The sequence below is a fragment of the Pseudomonas sp. B21-036 genome, from assembly GCF_024748925.1.
Classification (GTDB): domain Bacteria; phylum Pseudomonadota; class Gammaproteobacteria; order Pseudomonadales; family Pseudomonadaceae; genus Aquipseudomonas; species Aquipseudomonas palmensis.
In genome coordinates, this window is sequence record NZ_CP087178.1 from 1853310 (window position 1) to 1868702 (window position 15393).

General features: G+C 68.1%; 14 protein-coding genes. 6 read left to right on the forward strand and 8 right to left on the reverse strand.

The annotated features are described in order from the left end of the window. Positions 1-83 precede the first annotated feature (83 nt). Positions 84-1457, forward strand: a complete 1374-nt coding sequence (locus LOY33_RS08375) for a sodium:proton antiporter (RefSeq protein ID WP_229590412.1) — start codon at positions 84-86, stop codon at positions 1455-1457. Positions 1458-1610: 153 nt separating this feature from the next. On the opposite strand, the gene dsbG is transcribed toward LOY33_RS08375, so the two are convergent. From dsbG to dsbD, 3 genes are read right to left on the reverse strand one after another with little or no spacing between them, the layout of a single operon-like run. Beyond that, complete coding sequence (gene dsbG, locus LOY33_RS08380) at positions 1611-2366, reverse strand: thiol:disulfide interchange protein DsbG (protein WP_043862397.1); 756 nt, start codon at positions 2364-2366, stop codon at positions 1611-1613. Beyond that, positions 2363-3208 (reverse strand): TlpA disulfide reductase family protein, encoded by an 846-nt coding sequence (locus tag LOY33_RS08385; protein WP_043862398.1) that lies wholly within the window; start codon positions 3206-3208, stop codon positions 2363-2365. The genes dsbG and LOY33_RS08385 overlap by 4 nt, the downstream gene beginning before the upstream one ends. Further along, positions 3208-4926, reverse strand: a complete 1719-nt coding sequence (gene dsbD / locus LOY33_RS08390; RefSeq protein WP_043862399.1) for a protein-disulfide reductase DsbD — start codon at positions 4924-4926, stop codon at positions 3208-3210. The genes LOY33_RS08385 and dsbD overlap by 1 nt, the downstream gene beginning before the upstream one ends. Before the next feature lie 175 nt (positions 4927-5101). Here dsbD and LOY33_RS08395 point away from each other — a divergent pair, with 175 nt between their 5' ends. The 4 genes from LOY33_RS08395 to LOY33_RS08410 all read left to right on the forward strand — a co-directional run bounded on the left by LOY33_RS08395 (position 5102) and on the right by LOY33_RS08410 (position 9192). Further along, positions 5102-5785 (forward strand): response regulator, encoded by a 684-nt coding sequence (locus LOY33_RS08395; protein WP_043862400.1) that lies wholly within the window; start codon positions 5102-5104, stop codon positions 5783-5785. Beyond that, a complete protein-coding gene (locus LOY33_RS08400; RefSeq protein ID WP_213607238.1) occupies positions 5782-7113 on the forward strand; it encodes an ATP-binding protein in 1332 nt (443 codons plus the stop codon). Before LOY33_RS08395 ends, LOY33_RS08400 begins: the two co-directional genes overlap by 4 nt. A gap of 68 nt (positions 7114-7181) precedes the next feature. Next, positions 7182-7655, forward strand: a complete 474-nt coding sequence (locus LOY33_RS08405) for a GNAT family N-acetyltransferase (RefSeq protein ID WP_043862402.1) — start codon at positions 7182-7184, stop codon at positions 7653-7655. Positions 7656-7779: 124 nt separating this feature from the next. Beyond that, the gene (locus tag LOY33_RS08410) at positions 7780-9192 is read left to right on the forward strand and encodes an aspartate aminotransferase family protein (RefSeq protein WP_058542018.1); all 1413 of its coding nucleotides are present in this window, start codon (positions 7780-7782) and stop codon (positions 9190-9192) included. A 15-nt stretch (positions 9193-9207) separates the two neighbouring features. Here LOY33_RS08410 and LOY33_RS08415 read toward each other — a convergent pair whose 3' ends face one another. Beyond that, on the reverse strand, positions 9208-10080 hold the full coding sequence (locus LOY33_RS08415) for a LysR family transcriptional regulator (RefSeq protein WP_100634398.1): 873 nt from the start codon (positions 10078-10080) through the stop codon (positions 9208-9210). 214 nt (positions 10081-10294) lie between these two features. On the opposite strand from LOY33_RS08415, the gene LOY33_RS08420 reads away from it, so the two are divergent. Next, positions 10295-11821, forward strand: coding sequence for an MFS transporter (locus LOY33_RS08420; RefSeq protein ID WP_054915568.1), 1527 nt, complete (start codon positions 10295-10297; stop codon positions 11819-11821). Positions 11822-11895: 74 nt separating this feature from the next. Here LOY33_RS08420 and LOY33_RS08425 read toward each other — a convergent pair whose 3' ends face one another. The 4 genes from LOY33_RS08425 to LOY33_RS08440 are packed head-to-tail and all read right to left on the reverse strand — an operon-like array spanning position 11896 to position 15384. Beyond that, positions 11896-12804 (reverse strand): metal ABC transporter solute-binding protein, Zn/Mn family, encoded by a 909-nt coding sequence (locus LOY33_RS08425; RefSeq protein ID WP_043862406.1) that lies wholly within the window; start codon positions 12802-12804, stop codon positions 11896-11898. Then, positions 12801-13700: a metal ABC transporter permease gene (locus LOY33_RS08430; protein WP_043862407.1), complete on the reverse strand. Its 900-nt coding sequence runs from the start codon at positions 13698-13700 to the stop codon at positions 12801-12803. The genes LOY33_RS08425 and LOY33_RS08430 overlap by 4 nt, the downstream gene beginning before the upstream one ends. Then, positions 13700-14461: a metal ABC transporter ATP-binding protein gene (locus LOY33_RS08435; RefSeq protein WP_058542016.1), complete on the reverse strand. Its 762-nt coding sequence runs from the start codon at positions 14459-14461 to the stop codon at positions 13700-13702. Before LOY33_RS08435 ends, LOY33_RS08430 begins: the two co-directional genes overlap by 1 nt. After that, positions 14458-15384: a metal ABC transporter substrate-binding protein gene (locus LOY33_RS08440; protein WP_043862409.1), complete on the reverse strand. Its 927-nt coding sequence runs from the start codon at positions 15382-15384 to the stop codon at positions 14458-14460. The genes LOY33_RS08435 and LOY33_RS08440 overlap by 4 nt, the downstream gene beginning before the upstream one ends. Positions 15385-15393 lie beyond the last annotated feature (9 nt).

The window sequence follows — 15393 nt, forward strand, 5'->3', positions numbered from 1 at the left end:
TCATCTGCACACGGTCGGTATCGATGCGCCTTTTCCCTGCTTTGTTTCGTGGTTGTTCCTGTCTGTCGCTGCTGGCGGCCCTCTTGTTGCTGTGCCTGCCGGGCATCGCCAGCGCCGCCGAGGTCGATGGCGCGCGCATGGGCCTGCTGTGGGGCGTGCCGTTTGCCGGCATCCTGCTGAGCATCGCCTTGCTGCCCATCGTGGCCGCACCGCTGTGGCATCACCATTTCGGCAAGATCACCCTGGGCTGGACGCTGCTGTTCGCGCTGCCGTTCTGCTTTGCCTTCGGCTGGCACGCCAGCCTGGGGCTGGGCGTGCACGTACTGCTGGCCGAGTACCTGCCGTTCATCATCCTGCTGTTTGCGCTGTTCACCATTTCGGGCGGGATCGTGGTGGAGGGCAACCTGCATGGCTCGCCGTGGCTCAACACGCGGTTGCTGGCGCTGGGGGCGGTGCTGGCCTCGGTGATGGGCACCACGGGGGCGGCGATGCTGCTGATCCGCCCGCTGCTGCGTGCCAACGACAACCGCAAGCACACCGCGCACGTGGTGGTGTTCTTCATCTTTCTGGTGGCCAACGTCGGCGGCGGCCTGACCCCGTTGGGCGACCCGCCGTTGTTCCTGGGTTTTCTCAAGGGTGTGAGCTTTGCCTGGACCCTGCAGCACATGGCCTTGCCGGTGGTGCTGCTGGCGGTGCCGTTGCTGGGCGTGTTCTACCTGATCGACCGCTACTACTATCGCCGCGAAAACGAGATGCTGGCCGAAGACCCGACGCCGGATGCGCCGTTGCGCCTGCTGGGCAAGCGCAACTTCCTGCTGTTGGCGGGCGTGGTGCTGGCGGTATTGATGTCGGGCCTCTGGAAACCGGGGATTGGCGTCGAGCTGATGGGCACGCGGGTCGAGGTGCAGAACCTGTTGCGTGACGGCCTGCTGGTGGTACTGGCCTTGCTGTCGTTGTGGTTCACCCCGCGCGGCCTGCGGGTTGCCAACGAGTTCGACTGGGGGCCGATCGTCGAGGTGGCCAAGTTATTTGCGGGCATCTTTCTCACCATTGCCCCGGTGATTGCGATATTGCGGGCCGGCAGTGACGGCCAGTTGGCGTGGTTGGTGGCGAGCGTGAGTGGTGCGCAGGGCGAGCCGATCGACAGCATGTACTTCTGGTTGAGCGGGACCTTGTCGAGCTTCCTGGACAATGCGCCGACCTATTTGTTGTTCTTCAACATGGCGGCTGGGGATGCGCAGGTGTTGATGGAGCGCATGCCGCAGACCTTGCTGGCGATCTCCATGGGTTCGGTGTTCATGGGGGCGATGACCTACATTGGCAACGCGCCGAACTTCATGGTCAAGGCGATAGCCGAGCAGCGCGGGGTGAAGATGCCGAGCTTCTTCGGGTACATGGCGTGGTCGTGTGCGGTGCTGTTGCCGTTGCTGGTGGTGTTGACGCTGGTGATGCTGTAGCGCCACCCCAACCCCCAAAGGCCATGATGGCCCTACTGCGATCTTCGGCCGAACAAACAAGGCTGACAACACCGATCCTGCAGGCCATGGCCTGTGGGATTTGCATCGCCAGCCCTGGTGCCCGGCTTCAGATATCTGTTGGTGTGGTGAGTCTCAACGCTTGCCCAGTATCTTCCCCAACATCTCTGGCCGCGGCGCACCCTGCTGGGTCTGCAACTGCCCCTTGTCATCCAGGTAGAAGATCGCCGGCGTAGCCGACAACCCCAGCTCCTCCATCAGCGCCAGGTTCGCATCCAGCTTGGCCTGCACCTGCGCCGGAATCTTCGCCAGCGGCTTGAGCGTGCTGGCCTTGCCCGCGCTTTCATGGGCCTGCAAGGCCTTCTGCGGGTCGGCGCTGGCCAGCAACGCGGCCGACTTGGCCGGGCTGTCGGCGCGGATGATGCCGACCATGATGTGGCGCAACTGCACCTTGCCCGAGTCTACCCACGGCCGTGCCTGCTGCCAGAACATGTTGCAGTACGGGCAGTTGGGGTCGCTGAACAGGTACACCACCCGCGGTGCATCGGCCTTGCCATCGGCAATCCACGCGGTCTTGTCGAGCTTGGCCCACACCTGCTTGGCCATGGGCGCATACACCAGCTTCTCCAGCGGCGCCTCGCTCAGGTCCTGGCCCTGTTCGTCGAACAGGCTGCCCACCAGCACGTGCTTGCCGTCCGGGGTCAGGTACAGGGCCACGCCACGGTTCTGGAACTGCGCGGCATAACCTTTCAGGCCATTGGGCGCATCGAAGCTGCCGGTGACCTTGGCGCCCTTGGCCTCGATCTGCTGCACGGCCTTGGGCAATTCTTCGGCGACGGCCAGTTGGGTGGCGAACATGCCCAGGGCGAGGGTAATGGCGGAAACTTTCATGGTGTCGTCCTTGCTGGAACGGTGGGAGCGAGCGCGGTATCGCGGTCGAAGGATTCGAGGGCATGGCGCAGGCTGGCACGGGACAGCTCCCCCAGGTGGCTGCCCACCAGGCGCCCCTCGGCGTCGTAGAACAGGGTGGTGGGCAGCGCCATGGAGCCGACCTGCTGGGCCAGCTGGCCACCGGTATCGAACAGTACATGGGACAGGTTCAGGCCGGTGGTGGCCAGGAAGTTGGTGACGATCTGCGGGGTTTCGCCCTGGTTGACGAACAGGAAGGTCACGTCCGGATAATCATGCTGGGCCTGTTGCAGCACCGGCATCTCGCGCCGGCACGGCGGGCACCAGGTGGCCCACAGGTTAATCACCAACGGCCGGCCGCGGTGGCTGTGCAGCGCCACCGAATGGCCCTGGGCATCGCGCAGGGCCAGGTCCGGCAGTTGCGTGCCCTGTTCGTAGAGGTGGCTGGCCCAGCTGGCCAGCAGCCAGAACAGCGCGCCGCTGAACAGGCCCCAGCCCAGTGGCCGGCGCAGGCTCGCCTGGCGCCAGGCGTACCAGGCCGCCCCCAGCAGCACCGCCACCAGGCCGGCCCAGGGCAAAAAGCCGCCATCGCGGATGTCGATGATCTGCACCGGGTCTTCGGCATACATCGACCAGTAGCGCGCCACGAACCCCAGCCGGGCGCACAGCAGGCCGAGCAGGAACAGGCGAAACAGTGCGGCCTCGGGGTTGTCGCCGCCGCGCCTGGCCACCCGCCAGCCCACCAGCGTGGCCAGGCCCAGGGCGCAGAGCAGCAGCAGGTGGTCGAGGGCGATGGTCAGGGGGCCCAGGTTAACGGTCAGCATCAGCCTTGGCTCCGGGTGGCGGTCCAGTGTTGCAGGAAGGTGGCGGCGTTGACTTCACCGGTGATGCGCCTGGCCCGGCGCTCGTCACCCTCGGGGCCGATCCACAGCATGCTCGGCGGGCCGGGCACCTGGTAGCGCTGCAGCAACTGCTGGCTGGCCGGGGCATCGGCGGTCACGTCCAGGCGTACCAGGCGCACGCCTTCCAGCGCGGCGAGCACTTCGGGGCGGGCGAACACCTGTTTTTCCATGACCTTGCACGACACGCACCAGTCGGCGTAGTAATCCAGGAACACCCACTGCCCCTGGGCCTTGGCGGCGTCCAGCTGCGCCTGCAGCTCGGCCGGGGTGCGCACCGTGGTGAAGGCGTCGGCGTGGGGCGCAGCCACGGCATTGCCGGTGCCACCGGCATAGGGTTGCAGGGGCTGCAGCAGGTTGCTCGCGCCACCGGCCGCGCCCACCACCAGCAAGGCGCCCCACAGGCCCGCCAGCAGCACGGCCGGTTGCAGGGCGCGCAGGGTGTGGACCGCGGGCCAGGCGCCCCAGGCCAGCGCGATCAGCCAGGCCCCGCACAGGCCCAGCCACAGCGCAGGGTCGAGCACCGCGCGCAGGGTGTACAGCGCCATGCCCAGGAACACGAAGCCGAACACCGCCTTGACCCGGTTCATCCAGGCCCCCGGACGTGGCAGGTAGCGGTTGCCCACGGTCACCAGCAGCAACAGCGGCAGGCCCATGCCCAGCCCCAGGCTGAACAGCACCAGCGCCCCATGCACGGCATTGCCGCTCTGCGCGATGTACAGCAGCGCGCCGGCCAGCGGGGCGGTCATGCACGGCCCCATCAGCAGGCCCGACAAGGCCCCCAGCAGTACCGCGCCATACAGATTGCCGCCACGGGTGTTGCGGCCTGCGCGCTCCAGGCGGTCGCGCACGAAGGTGGGCAGCTGCAGCTCGAAGGCGCCGAACATCGGCAGGGCCAGCAGCACGAACAGCGCGGCCAGGCTGCCCAGCAGCCAAGGCTGCTGCAGCCATGCCTGCAGGCTGGCGCCAAGCAGTGCGGCGACCACGCCCAGGGCGGCATACACCAGCGCCATGCTCAGCACGTAGGCGCCTGCCAGCACCAGCCCGCGGCGGGTGCTGGCGCCGTTGCCCATCACCAGCCCGGCCAGGATCGGCAGCATCGGCAACGAACAGGGGGTAAAGGCCAGCAGCAGTCCCAGGCCGAAGAAGGCCAGCAGGCTCCAGGCCAGCGGGTGTTCGCCGAGGCTGCCGGCCAGGGCCTGGTCGCTGGCCTGTTCGGCGCCTGCGGCCTGCCCGCCCAGGTCGACCGGGCTGGTTTGGGGCGGGTAGCACAGCCCCGCGTCGGCACAGCCCTGCCAGCCCATGCGCAACTGGCCGGTGGCGTTGGCCGGTATCAGCAGCTCGAGTTCGCCGCGGTACACCTGGGTTTCGCCGAAGTACTCGTCGCTGTGGGGCAGGGCCGGCGGCAATGGTGGTACCGCCTCGGGGGCCAGGCCATCGAACTTCAGACGCTTCTGGTACAGGTAGTAGCCGTCGCTGATCTGCCAGTGCAGGCGCATCTGCCCCGAGGGCAGGCGCTCGCTGCTGAACACGAAGGCCTTTTCCACGGGCAGGAATTCGCTCTGGGCAAAAGGGTTGTTGAAGGGCTGGGCCTGGCTCAGCGAACTGAACAGCCACAGCAGGGCTAGCAGAAATACGCGCATGTCGACGCCTTGGCAGTGCGATAAGCCCGCAAGACTGACCGGCATGGATTAACCCAGGGTTAACCGATGGGCAGCCGTCGCCTCGCAGGCGACGTGTGCGCCTGGGCGCGGCATAATCCCCGGTTAATCCGCCTGTGGCCCACTGGGCCTTTCTGCCAACGACCGAGCCCGCCCCATGCACGTACTGCTCTGTGAAGACGATGACCTGATCGCCAGCGGCATCATTGCCGGCCTGAGTGCCCAGGGCCTGACCGTCGACCGCGTGGCCAGCGCCAGTGCGGCGCGGGCGATGCTGCAGGCCGCGCATTTCGACGTGATGGTGCTGGACCTGGGGCTGCCCGACGAAGACGGCCTCAAGCTGCTGCAACGCCTGCGCCAGCAGGGCCACAGCCTGCCGGTGCTGATCCTGACCGCGCGCGATGCGGTCACCGACCGGGTCGACGGGCTGCAGGCCGGCGCCGACGACTACCTGCTCAAACCCTTCGATCTGCGCGAGCTGGCCGCGCGCCTGCACACCCTGCTGCGCCGCGTGGCCGGGCGCTGTGTCAACGTCATCGAACACGGCCCGCTGAGCTTCGACCCCTCCAGCTGCGAAGCGCACCTGGCCGGTCAGCCGGTGGACCTGTCGCGCCGCGAACAGGCGCTGCTCCAGGCCCTGCTGCAGAACCGCGGCCGGGTGCTGTCCAGCGAGCAGCTCAAGGACAGCGTCTACGGCTTTGGCGACGAGGTCGAAAGCAATGCCCTGAACGTGCACATCCATCACCTGCGCCGCAAGCTGGGCAACGGCATCGTCGAGACCGTGCGCGGCCTGGGTTATCGCCTGGGGCCGGCCCAGGTGCCGCAGGCGTTGCAACGATGAGCCTGCGCCTGCGCCTGAGCCTGATTCTGGGCACTGCCTTCATCCTGATCTGGGCCCTGGCCGCGACGTGGATGCTGTGCGACCTGCGCCAGCAGATGATGTTCTCCCTCGACCAGCGCCTGGTGGCGTCGGCGCGCATGGTCGCCGGGCTGATCGACCAGTTGCCGCAGCCGCTGACCAGCAAGGGCGAGGGCACGCGCCTGAGCACCGACCAGTTCAGCATCCCCGATGGCATGGCCTGCCAGGTCAGCTCGCTGCGCGGCGAGATCCTGGCGCGCAGCCACAACCATGCCGACCAGACCCTCGACGACCAGCGCAGCGGCTTTCACGACCAGATGATCGATGGCGCACTATGGCGCAGCTTCACCTATGCACGCGGCGACGTGCGCATCACCACTGCCGACCGGCACCTGGAGCGCGAGGCGCTGAACCGCTCGATCCTGCTGGCGGCCTCGGCACCCGTGCTGGTGGCGTTGCTGGGTAGCCTCGGGCTGCTGTGGCTGGGGGTGGGCAAGGGCCTGGCGCCGCTCAACCGCATGCGCGACGCACTGCGCAGGCGCAGCCCCGATTCGCTGGAGCCGTTGCAGGTGCGTGCCCTGCCCAGCGAATTGCAGCCGTTGCTCGAAACCCAGAACCAGCTGTTCCAGCGCATCGGCCAGACCATCGAGCGCGAACGGCGCCTGACCGGCGATGCCGCGCATGAACTACGCAGCCCGCTGACGGCGATCAAGACCCACCTGCAAGTGGCCCGCATGACCGATGGCAAGGTGCGCGAGCAGGCCCTGGAGCATGCCGAGCAGGGCGCCGATCGCCTGCACCGTACCCTGGAGCAGCTGCTGTTGCTGGCGCGGGTGGAGGGCAGCCTGTCGTTCGATGATGGCGTGCAGTACAGCGCCGAGCAGATCGCCCGCCAGGCCATCCAGGATGCGGGCCTGGGCGACAATCGGCGCATCGTGCTGCAGGCTGCGGCGCCGGCGGCCCAGGTGTTTCCCGACATGCCCGCGGCGCTGGCGGTGGCGGCCTTGCGCAACCTGCTGGACAACGCCCTGCGCCACAGCGCCGCCGATGCGCCGGTGGAGCTGCAGGTTCAGGTCGAGGCGAACACCGTGGGCTTTCTGGTGCGCGACCATGGGCCGGGCATCGATGCACAGAACCTGCAGCATGTGACCCAGCGTTTCTGGCGCAATGGCCATAGCGAAGGCTGTGGCCTGGGCCTGGCGATCGTGCAGGCGATCGTGCAGCGCTGCGCCTGCTCGCTGACGTTCGACAGCCACGCCGACGGCTTGCGCGTGTTGCTGCAGATGCCGTTGCGTGCACATCAAATGTAACCCCGCCGGCCTCGTCAGGCGCCGGTCGCCCCCGTAAGGTGTGGACCGCACAGCACCAGGGAGCACTCATGGACGAACGGATTCGCATTGCCAGGGCCCGGCCGGCCGAGGCCGCCCTGATCGAGCGGCTGATGCAGCAGAGCATCGCCACCGCAGCCGACCAGGACCATCACGGTGACCTGCAGGTGATCGACGCCTGGTCGCGCAGCAAGCAGCGTGCGCAGATCACCGACTGGCTGGGCGACCCGGCCCTGTACCTGAACCTGGGGCGCTGGCAGGGTCGCCCGGTGGCTACCGCGCTGGCCTTGCGCAGCGGCGAGATCTGCCAGTGCTTCGTGCAGCGCGACTACACAGGGCATGGCATCGGTCGGGCACTGGTGCTGGACCTGGAACACGCCTTGCGCCGCTGGGGCTGTACCCATGCATCGCTGTACAGCACCGCCTCGGCCCAGGATTTTTTCGCACGCCTGGGTTATTCGCCCAGCGGTGAGGCGCTGGGATTTCATGGCCTGCACCTGCAACTGATGCACAAAACCTTCTAGAAGACCGCCCCGCGCGCTAAATCCGCAGGGCGTTGATGCGTCTTTCAAGCGAGTACACATCCCGACACAACGCTGCCATCGGCGCGTGGTGGGACCATCCGCTTGCTTGCGAGGGTTACTTCCGATGTCAGTCGCTACCTGCCTTGCCCAGGCACAGCCGGCTTCTTCAGCCGACGAGCCTGGCGAAACGCTTTATCACTTCGAAGATTCGCCGCTGCTGACGCGACAGAAGCAGCAGGAGTCCAATGCACGCAGTTACCCGCGGCGCATTCCGCTGGCGCTCAAGCGTGCCCAGGGGCTTTACGTCGAAGACGTCGAGGGCCGCCAGTTCATCGACTGCCTGGCCGGCGCCGGCACCCTGGCCCTGGGCCACAACCACCCGGTGGTGATCGAGGCGATCCAGCAGGTGCTGGCCGACGGCCTGCCGCTGCATACCCTGGACCTGACCACGCCGGTCAAGGACCAGTTCGTGCAGGACCTGTTCGGCCTGCTGCCACCGGCCTTCAGCGCCCAGGCCCGGATCCAGTTCTGCGGGCCGACCGGCACCGATGCGGTGGAGGCCGCGCTCAAGCTGGTACGCACTGCCACCGGGCGCAGCACGGTGCTGTCGTTCCAGGGCGGCTACCACGGCATGAGCCTGGGCGCGCTGAGCCTGATGGGCAGCCTGGGGCCTAAGAAACCGATGGGCGCACTGCTGGGCAACGGCGTTCAGTTCCTGCCATACCCCTACGACTACCGCTGCCCGTTCGGGCTGGGCGGCGAGCAGGGCGTGCAGGTCAACCTGCGCTACCTGGAAAACCTGCTGAGCGACCCCGAAGGCGGCGTGCAGTTGCCGGCGGCGGTGATCGTCGAGGTGGTGCAGGGCGAGGGCGGCATGATCCCGGCCGACCTCGACTGGCTGCGCGGCGTGCGGCGCATCACCGAGCAGGCGGGCGTGGCGCTGATCGTCGACGAGATCCAGAGCGGCTTTGCCCGTACCGGCAGGATGTTCGCCTTCGAGCACGCCGGCATCGTGCCGGATGTGGTGGTGCTGTCCAAGGCCATCGGCGGCAGCCTGCCGCTGGCAGTGGTGGTGTACCGCGACTGGCTCGACACCTGGCTGCCGGGTGCCCACGCCGGCACCTTCCGTGGCAACCAGATGGCCATGGCTGCAGGCTCGGCGGTGATGCGTTATCTCAAGGAACACGACGTGGCCGCCCACGCCGAGGCCATGGGCGCACGGCTGTGCGAGCACCTGGCGGTGCTGCAGCGCGACTTCCCGCACCTGGGCGACATTCGCGGTCGCGGGCTGATGCTCGGCGTCGAGGTGGTGGACCCGCAAGGGGCCGCCGATGCGCTGGGGCATGCGCCCGGGTTCGGCAAGCTGGCCTCGCTGATCCAGAACGAATGCCTCAAGCGCGGGCTGATCATCGAACTGGGTGGGCGCAACGGTTGCGTGGTGCGCTTTCTGCCGCCGCTGATCATTACCGCCGCGCAGGTGGACGACGTGGCCGAGCGCTTTGCCCGCGCCGTGCCGGCGGCCCTGCAGCGTCTGTAAGGCGCGCGGGTGCGATCAGCCCTGGCCGGTGCGCAGGGCCTCGATGTAGCGCATCACCGCGGGCGCCTTCTCGAAACGCCGATGCAGCACGGTGAGGCACGAGGTGGGTTGGCTGTCGGCGATGCGCCGGTAGCTGACCTGCGGCAGGGTGATGTGTTGCAGCACCGACTCGGGCACCAGCGCCACGCCCTGGCCCAGCGAAACCAGGGTGATGACCGCCACCAGGCTACCCGGCTGCGGCCCCAGGCGCGGCACGAAGCCACCTTGGGCGGCGACGGCCAGGGTGCCGGAGATCTGCTCGGGCAAGATGAAGGTTTCGGTGGCCAGGCGTGCGGCCATGATCTGCGGCAGCTCGTTCAACCGCGAGCTGGCCGGCAGGGCCAGGACAAAGCCTTCTTCGTGCAGGTCCATCGCGACCAGTTCGTCGGGCAGGTCCATCGGCGTGCGCACGTAGGCGATATCCAGCACACCGTCACGCACCAGCGCGGGGGACTCGGCCATGGGTTGCTCGCGGATGTTCAGCACCACCCCCGGGTGCGACTGGCTGAAGCGCGTCACCTGCTGCTGGAGCAGCCCCGAAAAGGCTGCCGAGGCCACATACCCCAACTCGATACGCCCCACGTCACCGCGCCCGGCCCGTTGTGCGCCCAGCTGCGCGGCATCGAACTGGCGCACCGCCTGTTCGGCCTCGGGCAGCAGCGCCTCGCCGGCGGCGGTCAGGCACACCTCGCGCTGGCTGCGCTCGAACAGGCGCACACCCAGCTGCCTTTCCATGTCCTGGATCTGCCGGCTCAGGGTCGGCGGGGCGATGCCCAGTTGCTCGGCGGCGCGGGTGAAGTGGCCGAGGCGGGCGACGCTGAGAAAATAGCGGAAATGGCGGATTTCCATGGGGTCTCGTTAGCTGCAGGCTAATGACGCAGGCGATCCTGGCTAACAAGGCCAGGCCGTTGCGGCGGTAATGTGTAGTAACACTACAAGATGCGTGACGTGGCGGCAAAGCCGCTGCGCCTATGAGCATCCGGTGGCTACACCGGCCCTGTCGCGGCAGCCTGCTCGGACACCGCGACACTGGCCCCAGATCGCCTTGCACGGGAGCCTTGCAATGTCCTCCGCCCGTTTCACCCTGTTCACGGCTTCGGCCGTGTGCGCCCTGATCATCCTCGACACCAATATCGTCGCCGTCAGCCTGCCTAGCATCGCCCGCGACCTGTCCGGCTCGTTCGCCGACATCGAATGGGTGGTCAGCGCCTACCTGCTGGCCTTCGCCGCACTGCTGCTGCCCGCCGGCAGCCTGGCCGACCGCTTCGGGCGCCGGCGCATGCTGCAACTGGGCCTGGGCCTGTTCGGCCTCGCCTCGCTGGCCTGCGGCGCGGCGCCCACCCTGGTGTTCCTCGACATCGCACGGGCCGCCAAGGGCGTGGGCGCGGCGTTGCTGCTGACCTCGGCACTGGCTGCCATCGGCCACCGCTTCCACGAGCCCGAGGCGCGCATGCGGGCCTGGGCGTTCTGGGGCGCGTGCATGGGCGCGACCATCACCTTCGCGCCGCTGCTGGGCGGGCTGATCGCCAGCACCCTGGGCTGGCGCTGGATCTTCTACATCAACCTGCCGCTGGTGGCGGTGCTGGCGGTGATGGTGCGGCGCAGTGTCGAGGAGTCCCGCGATAGCGCCGCCGCGCGGCTGGACCCGTTTGGCAGCCTGACCTTCGCCGGCAGCCTGGGCTACCTGATCTGGGCGCTGATCGATGCCAACCAGGTCGGCTGGGGCAGTGCCCAGACCCTTGGGCGCCTGGTGATCGCAGCGTTCCTGTTCGGCCTGTTCATTCTGGTGGAGCGCAACCAGGCGCGGCCGATGATCGACCTGCAACTGATGCGCAGCGCACGCTTCATCGGTGCATTGCTGGGCATGTTCGCCTACGCCGCCTGCGCCCAGGTGATGATGACCCTGCTGCCGCTGTACCTGCAGAACGGCCTGCAACTGTCGGCCTTGGCCGCCGGCGCGGGCATGCTGCCGTTTGCCCTGGCGATGCTGCTGACCCCGCGCCTGGGCATGCGCCTGTCGGCGCGGCTGAGCAGCGCCCAGGTGTTCGCCCTGGGCCTGCTGCTGGTGGGCGCGGGCAACCTGCTGTGCGGCGCGGCGGCCAGCTATGGCGGCTACCTGAGCTTCGCCCTGGCCAGCATCGTGCTGGGCGCCGGGGCCGGGCTGCTCAACGGCGACACGCAGAAGAACATCATGGCCTGCGTGCCGCGCGAGCGCACCGGCATGGCCTCGGGCCTGAGCACTACCACGCGCTTTGGTGCCATCGTGCTGGCCATCGGCATTCTGGGCGGCATCCTGGCGGCGCGCAGCGGGCAGTTGCTGCGCGAGGCGGTGGCAGGGGTGGCGCCTGGGCAACTGGACAAGGTCGGCGACATGGCCACCCGGGTTGCCGCCGGTGACCTGCCGGCAGCGCTGGCTATGGTCGACCCGGCACTGCGCGAAACCCTCGCGCCGCTGGCGCAGCACGCCTTCATCGGCGGCTTCGAGACGGTGCTGCAAAGCGCCGGGGTGGCGGCGCTGGTGTTCGCCGTGGTGGTCGGTGTGCTGCTTGGCAGGCCGCTGCCGGTGCCGCAACCGCTGCCGGCGCGCTGATCGCGCGCACGCTGGCGTTCGGCGCAACTGAAAAGCCCCAGGCGTTGCGCACTGGGGCTTTGTTTTTGCCGACCTTAGGCCTTCGCGGCGAGTGCCTTGATCACTTCATCGATACTGCCCTGCAGTTCGCTCACCGGGTTTTCGCCGCCGCCCTCCAGCACCAGCAGGCGGCTGCCGGCCTTGGCGACTGCCGCAGCTACCGCCTCGCTCGGCTGGCGGTGGTCGAGTACCAGCGCCACGTCGTTGTCCTTGAGCAGGGCGGTCAGCTGCTGCAGTGCCTCGGGGGTCCACTGGTCTTCGGCGGGTACGCTGTAGGCCACCTGCTCCAGGTTCAGCCCGCCGATCAGGTAACCGAAGCGCTCCGACAGGCTTACCACGCTGAGGTTGTCGACTTCGCCCAGGCGCGCTTCGCTGTCGGCACTGAGCTTGAGCAACTGCTGCTTGAGCGTGGCCAGGTTGGCCTCGATTTTCGGCTTGGCGGCCGGCGCCAGGCGCACCAGGTCGGCGGCGGTCACGTCGGCCATGCGCCCCAGGTTGTTGCTCGACAGCCACGGCTGGCTGTTCAGGCCGTCCTTTGGCGCCCCCGGCTGCACCGCAATGCCGGGCAGGCTGCCATCCACCGGGCGTGCGGCATCCACTTCGACGATGCGGATATTGCTGCGCCGCGCCATCGGGTACAGCGGGTCGTCCGCCCATACCGAGCGCAGGCCGATCACCGCATCGGCGTTCACGGCCAGCTTCTGCAGGGCCGGCGCCCCACGCCCGCTGAAGTAGGCGGTCTGGCGCGAGCCGGGCAGGTTGGCCGCGGCGGCGCGTTGCAGCTTCACCTCGCTGCCGTCGAGCAGCAACTGGCCAAGGCCGTAGGTGATGGGCAGGGACGCCAGTACCTGCACCGGACGCGCGGCTTCGGCGGCCTGTGCGGCAACACTGAAGGCGCCGCTCAGGGCCAGTACCAGGGTCAGTTGGCGAAATGTCGGCTTCATCCGATGTTTCCTTTCAGGCTGGGCAGGGTGCCACGGGCGATGGCGGCCAGGGCGAAGGCCATGCCGGCGACCAGGATGATCGCGGCGCCCGAAGGCAACGGCAGGTCGAACACGATCGGCAGCAGGATGCCGCTCAGGGTGCTGAGGGTGGCGATCACCACCGAGGTCCAGAAAAAACCCTTGAGCGACTGGCTCAGCAGGCGGGCGGCAGCGGCCGGGATCACCAGCAGTGCGCCCACCAGGATCGCGCCGATGACCTTCACCGCGGCCACGGTGATCAGCGTCACCAGCACCACGAACAGGTAGTCCAGGGTCTTCACTGCCACCCCGCGCACTGCCGCCAGCTGCGGGTTGAAGCTGGCCAGCATGATGCGGTTGTACAGCGGCAGGCTCAGGCCCAGCACCAGCGCGCCGACGATGGCCAGCACCAGCAGGTCGTTGCCGTTGACCGTCAGCACCGAGCCGAACAGCACGTTCTCCAGGATGTGCACGTTGATCTTGCCCGCCAGTATCAGCAGCAGGCTTGCGCCCAGCGCCAGCGACACCGACAGGAACACCCCGATCAGGGTGTCCGGGGCCAGCCCGGTGCGGTTGCGCAGGTAGTTGAGCAGCACGCCGAACAGCAGGCAGTAGCCGAACAGGCTGCCGTAGGGGCCGGTATAGGGTTCGCCGAGCAGGATGCCGATGGCCACCCCGGTCAGGGCCGCGTGGCCCACCGCCTCGGAGAAGAACGCAAAGCGCTTGACCACCACCAGCGTGCCCAGCCCGCCCAGCACCGGCCCGATCAGCAGGCCGGCGAGCAGCGCGTTGACCACGAAGCCATAGGCCAGGGCTTCGGGCAGGTAGCCCGAGGACGCCAGGCCCTGGATCATCAGGCGAAATTCTTCATAGTTCATCAGGCGTGGCTCCCGGTCACCGCAGCGCTGCGCGGGTGGGTGGAAAACAGTTGCAGCAGCGCCTCCGGGCGCAGGGCCTGCTCGGGCGGCGCGTCGAACAGGATGCGCCGGTTGAGGCCGGTGACGTGGTCGGCCAGGCGTTTCACCGCCTCCAGGTCGTGTTCGATCCACAGCACGGTGGTGCCGCTGGCGCGCCAGTCCAGCAGCAGTTGTTCGAAGATGCGGATGCCGGCTTCATCCAGCGCCGACATCGGTTCGTCCAGCACCAGCAGTTGCGGCGCCGGAATCAGCCCCTGGGCCAGCAGCACGCGCTGGCGCTCGCCGCCGGAGAGGGCGCCCATGCGCCGCTTGCGCTTGTCCTGCATGCCCACGCGCTCCAGCGCCTGGCCGATGCTCGCCGCGTAGTGGCGCGACAGCCCCAGGAACGCCGGGCGGCGCTGGCACATGGCGGCCATGAAGTCGTCCACGGTCATCGGCAGGCCACGGTCGAATTCCAGGGCCTGCGGCACGTAGCCGATGCAACCGGGGGCGCCGGCCCAGTGCAGGTTCAGGCGGCCGTGGTGGGGCATCTGGCCGAGCAGGGTCTTGATCAGCGAACTCTTGCCGCCGCCGTTGGGCCCCACCAGCGCATGCACGCTGCCAGGGCGCACCTTGAAGCTCACCTGGTCGAGGATGGTGGTGCGGCCCAGGGTCAGGCCAACGGCGTCGAACTCCACGCCGGGGCCCTGGCTGGCAAGGGTGATCGGCTCGATGGCGCTCATGCCCCGGCCTCCTGGATCGCGCGCACCACGGTATCGAGGTTGCTGGTCATCTCCTTTTCGTACTTTTCGGCGCTGTAGTCGCCGTAGGAGATGTGCGACAGCGGGTACAGGCGCACGCCGGACTCACGCTGGATGGTGTCCACATAGGTGGACGGGAAGTCGAGCTCCGAGAAGATCACCTTCACGTCCAGGTCGCGCAGCTGGTTGATGGTCTTCTTCAGCTGGCTGGGGCTCGGTTCGATGCCATGGGCGGGCTCGACCACGGCGGTGACTTCCAGGCCGAATTCACGCAGCAGGTAGTCGTAGGCCGCGTGCACGGTGGCCACGCGCAGGTCGGCATTGGGCGCGCTGGTGAGCTTGGCCAGGGCCTCGGCACGCAGCTGGCGCAGGCGCTTGCCATAGGCGCGGGCATTGGCGGTGTAGGCCTTGGCGTTGGCCGGGTCGAGCTTGCCCAGCTCGCGGGCGATGTTGTTGACCTGGGCGATCGAGGCGCTTATCGACAGGAAAGTGTGCGGGTTGACCACCTTGCCCGCGCCGCGTGCGGCGATGCCGGTGGCCGCCAGCAGCGGCACGTTGGCGTTGGCCTCGATGGTGGCCACGCCAGGCTTTTCGCTGGCCTCGATCATGCGGTCGGCAAAATCGTCATGCCCCACGCCGTTGAGCACCACCACGTCCAGCGTGCCGATGCGCTTGATGTCCTCGGCGCGTGGCTCGTAGGCGTGCGGGTTGAAGCCTGCCGGAATCAGCGGCACCACCTCGGCCTTGTCGCCGACGATGTTGGCCACGTAGCTGTAGTAGGGGTGCAGGGTGATGCCGATACGCAGGCGCTTGGCCTCTTCGGCGTGCGCCAGGGGCGCCAGGCACAGGGCGAGCACGCCGGCCAGGATGCGTCGGCGGTTGACCAGAAACGATGAAATAGACATGGGCAGGCG

What these genes read in the sequence shown, in the direction of transcription:
- dsbD (WP_043862399.1), bottom strand. Translation starts at nt 4,926, where the DNA reads ATGCGCGTATTTCTGCTAGCCCTGCTGTGGCTGTTCAGTTCGCTGAGC.
- LOY33_RS08425 (WP_043862406.1), bottom strand. Translation starts at nt 12,804, where the DNA reads ATGAAGCCGACATTTCGCCAACTGACCCTGGTACTGGCCCTGAGCGGC.
- LOY33_RS08410 (WP_058542018.1), top strand. Translation starts at nt 7,780, where the DNA reads ATGTCAGTCGCTACCTGCCTTGCCCAGGCACAGCCGGCTTCTTCAGCC.
- LOY33_RS08420 (WP_054915568.1), top strand. Translation starts at nt 10,295, where the DNA reads ATGTCCTCCGCCCGTTTCACCCTGTTCACGGCTTCGGCCGTGTGCGCC.
- dsbG (WP_043862397.1), bottom strand. Translation starts at nt 2,366, where the DNA reads ATGAAAGTTTCCGCCATTACCCTCGCCCTGGGCATGTTCGCCACCCAA.
- LOY33_RS08400 (WP_213607238.1), top strand. Translation starts at nt 5,782, where the DNA reads ATGAGCCTGCGCCTGCGCCTGAGCCTGATTCTGGGCACTGCCTTCATC.
- LOY33_RS08430 (WP_043862407.1), bottom strand. Translation starts at nt 13,700, where the DNA reads ATGAACTATGAAGAATTTCGCCTGATGATCCAGGGCCTGGCGTCCTCG.
- LOY33_RS08415 (WP_100634398.1), bottom strand. Translation starts at nt 10,080, where the DNA reads ATGGAAATCCGCCATTTCCGCTATTTTCTCAGCGTCGCCCGCCTCGGC.
- LOY33_RS08395 (WP_043862400.1), top strand. Translation starts at nt 5,102, where the DNA reads ATGCACGTACTGCTCTGTGAAGACGATGACCTGATCGCCAGCGGCATC.
- LOY33_RS08405 (WP_043862402.1), top strand. Translation starts at nt 7,182, where the DNA reads ATGGACGAACGGATTCGCATTGCCAGGGCCCGGCCGGCCGAGGCCGCC.
- LOY33_RS08435 (WP_058542016.1), bottom strand. Translation starts at nt 14,461, where the DNA reads ATGAGCGCCATCGAGCCGATCACCCTTGCCAGCCAGGGCCCCGGCGTG.
- LOY33_RS08385 (WP_043862398.1), bottom strand. Translation starts at nt 3,208, where the DNA reads ATGCTGACCGTTAACCTGGGCCCCCTGACCATCGCCCTCGACCACCTG.
- LOY33_RS08440 (WP_043862409.1), bottom strand. Translation starts at nt 15,384, where the DNA reads ATGTCTATTTCATCGTTTCTGGTCAACCGCCGACGCATCCTGGCCGGC.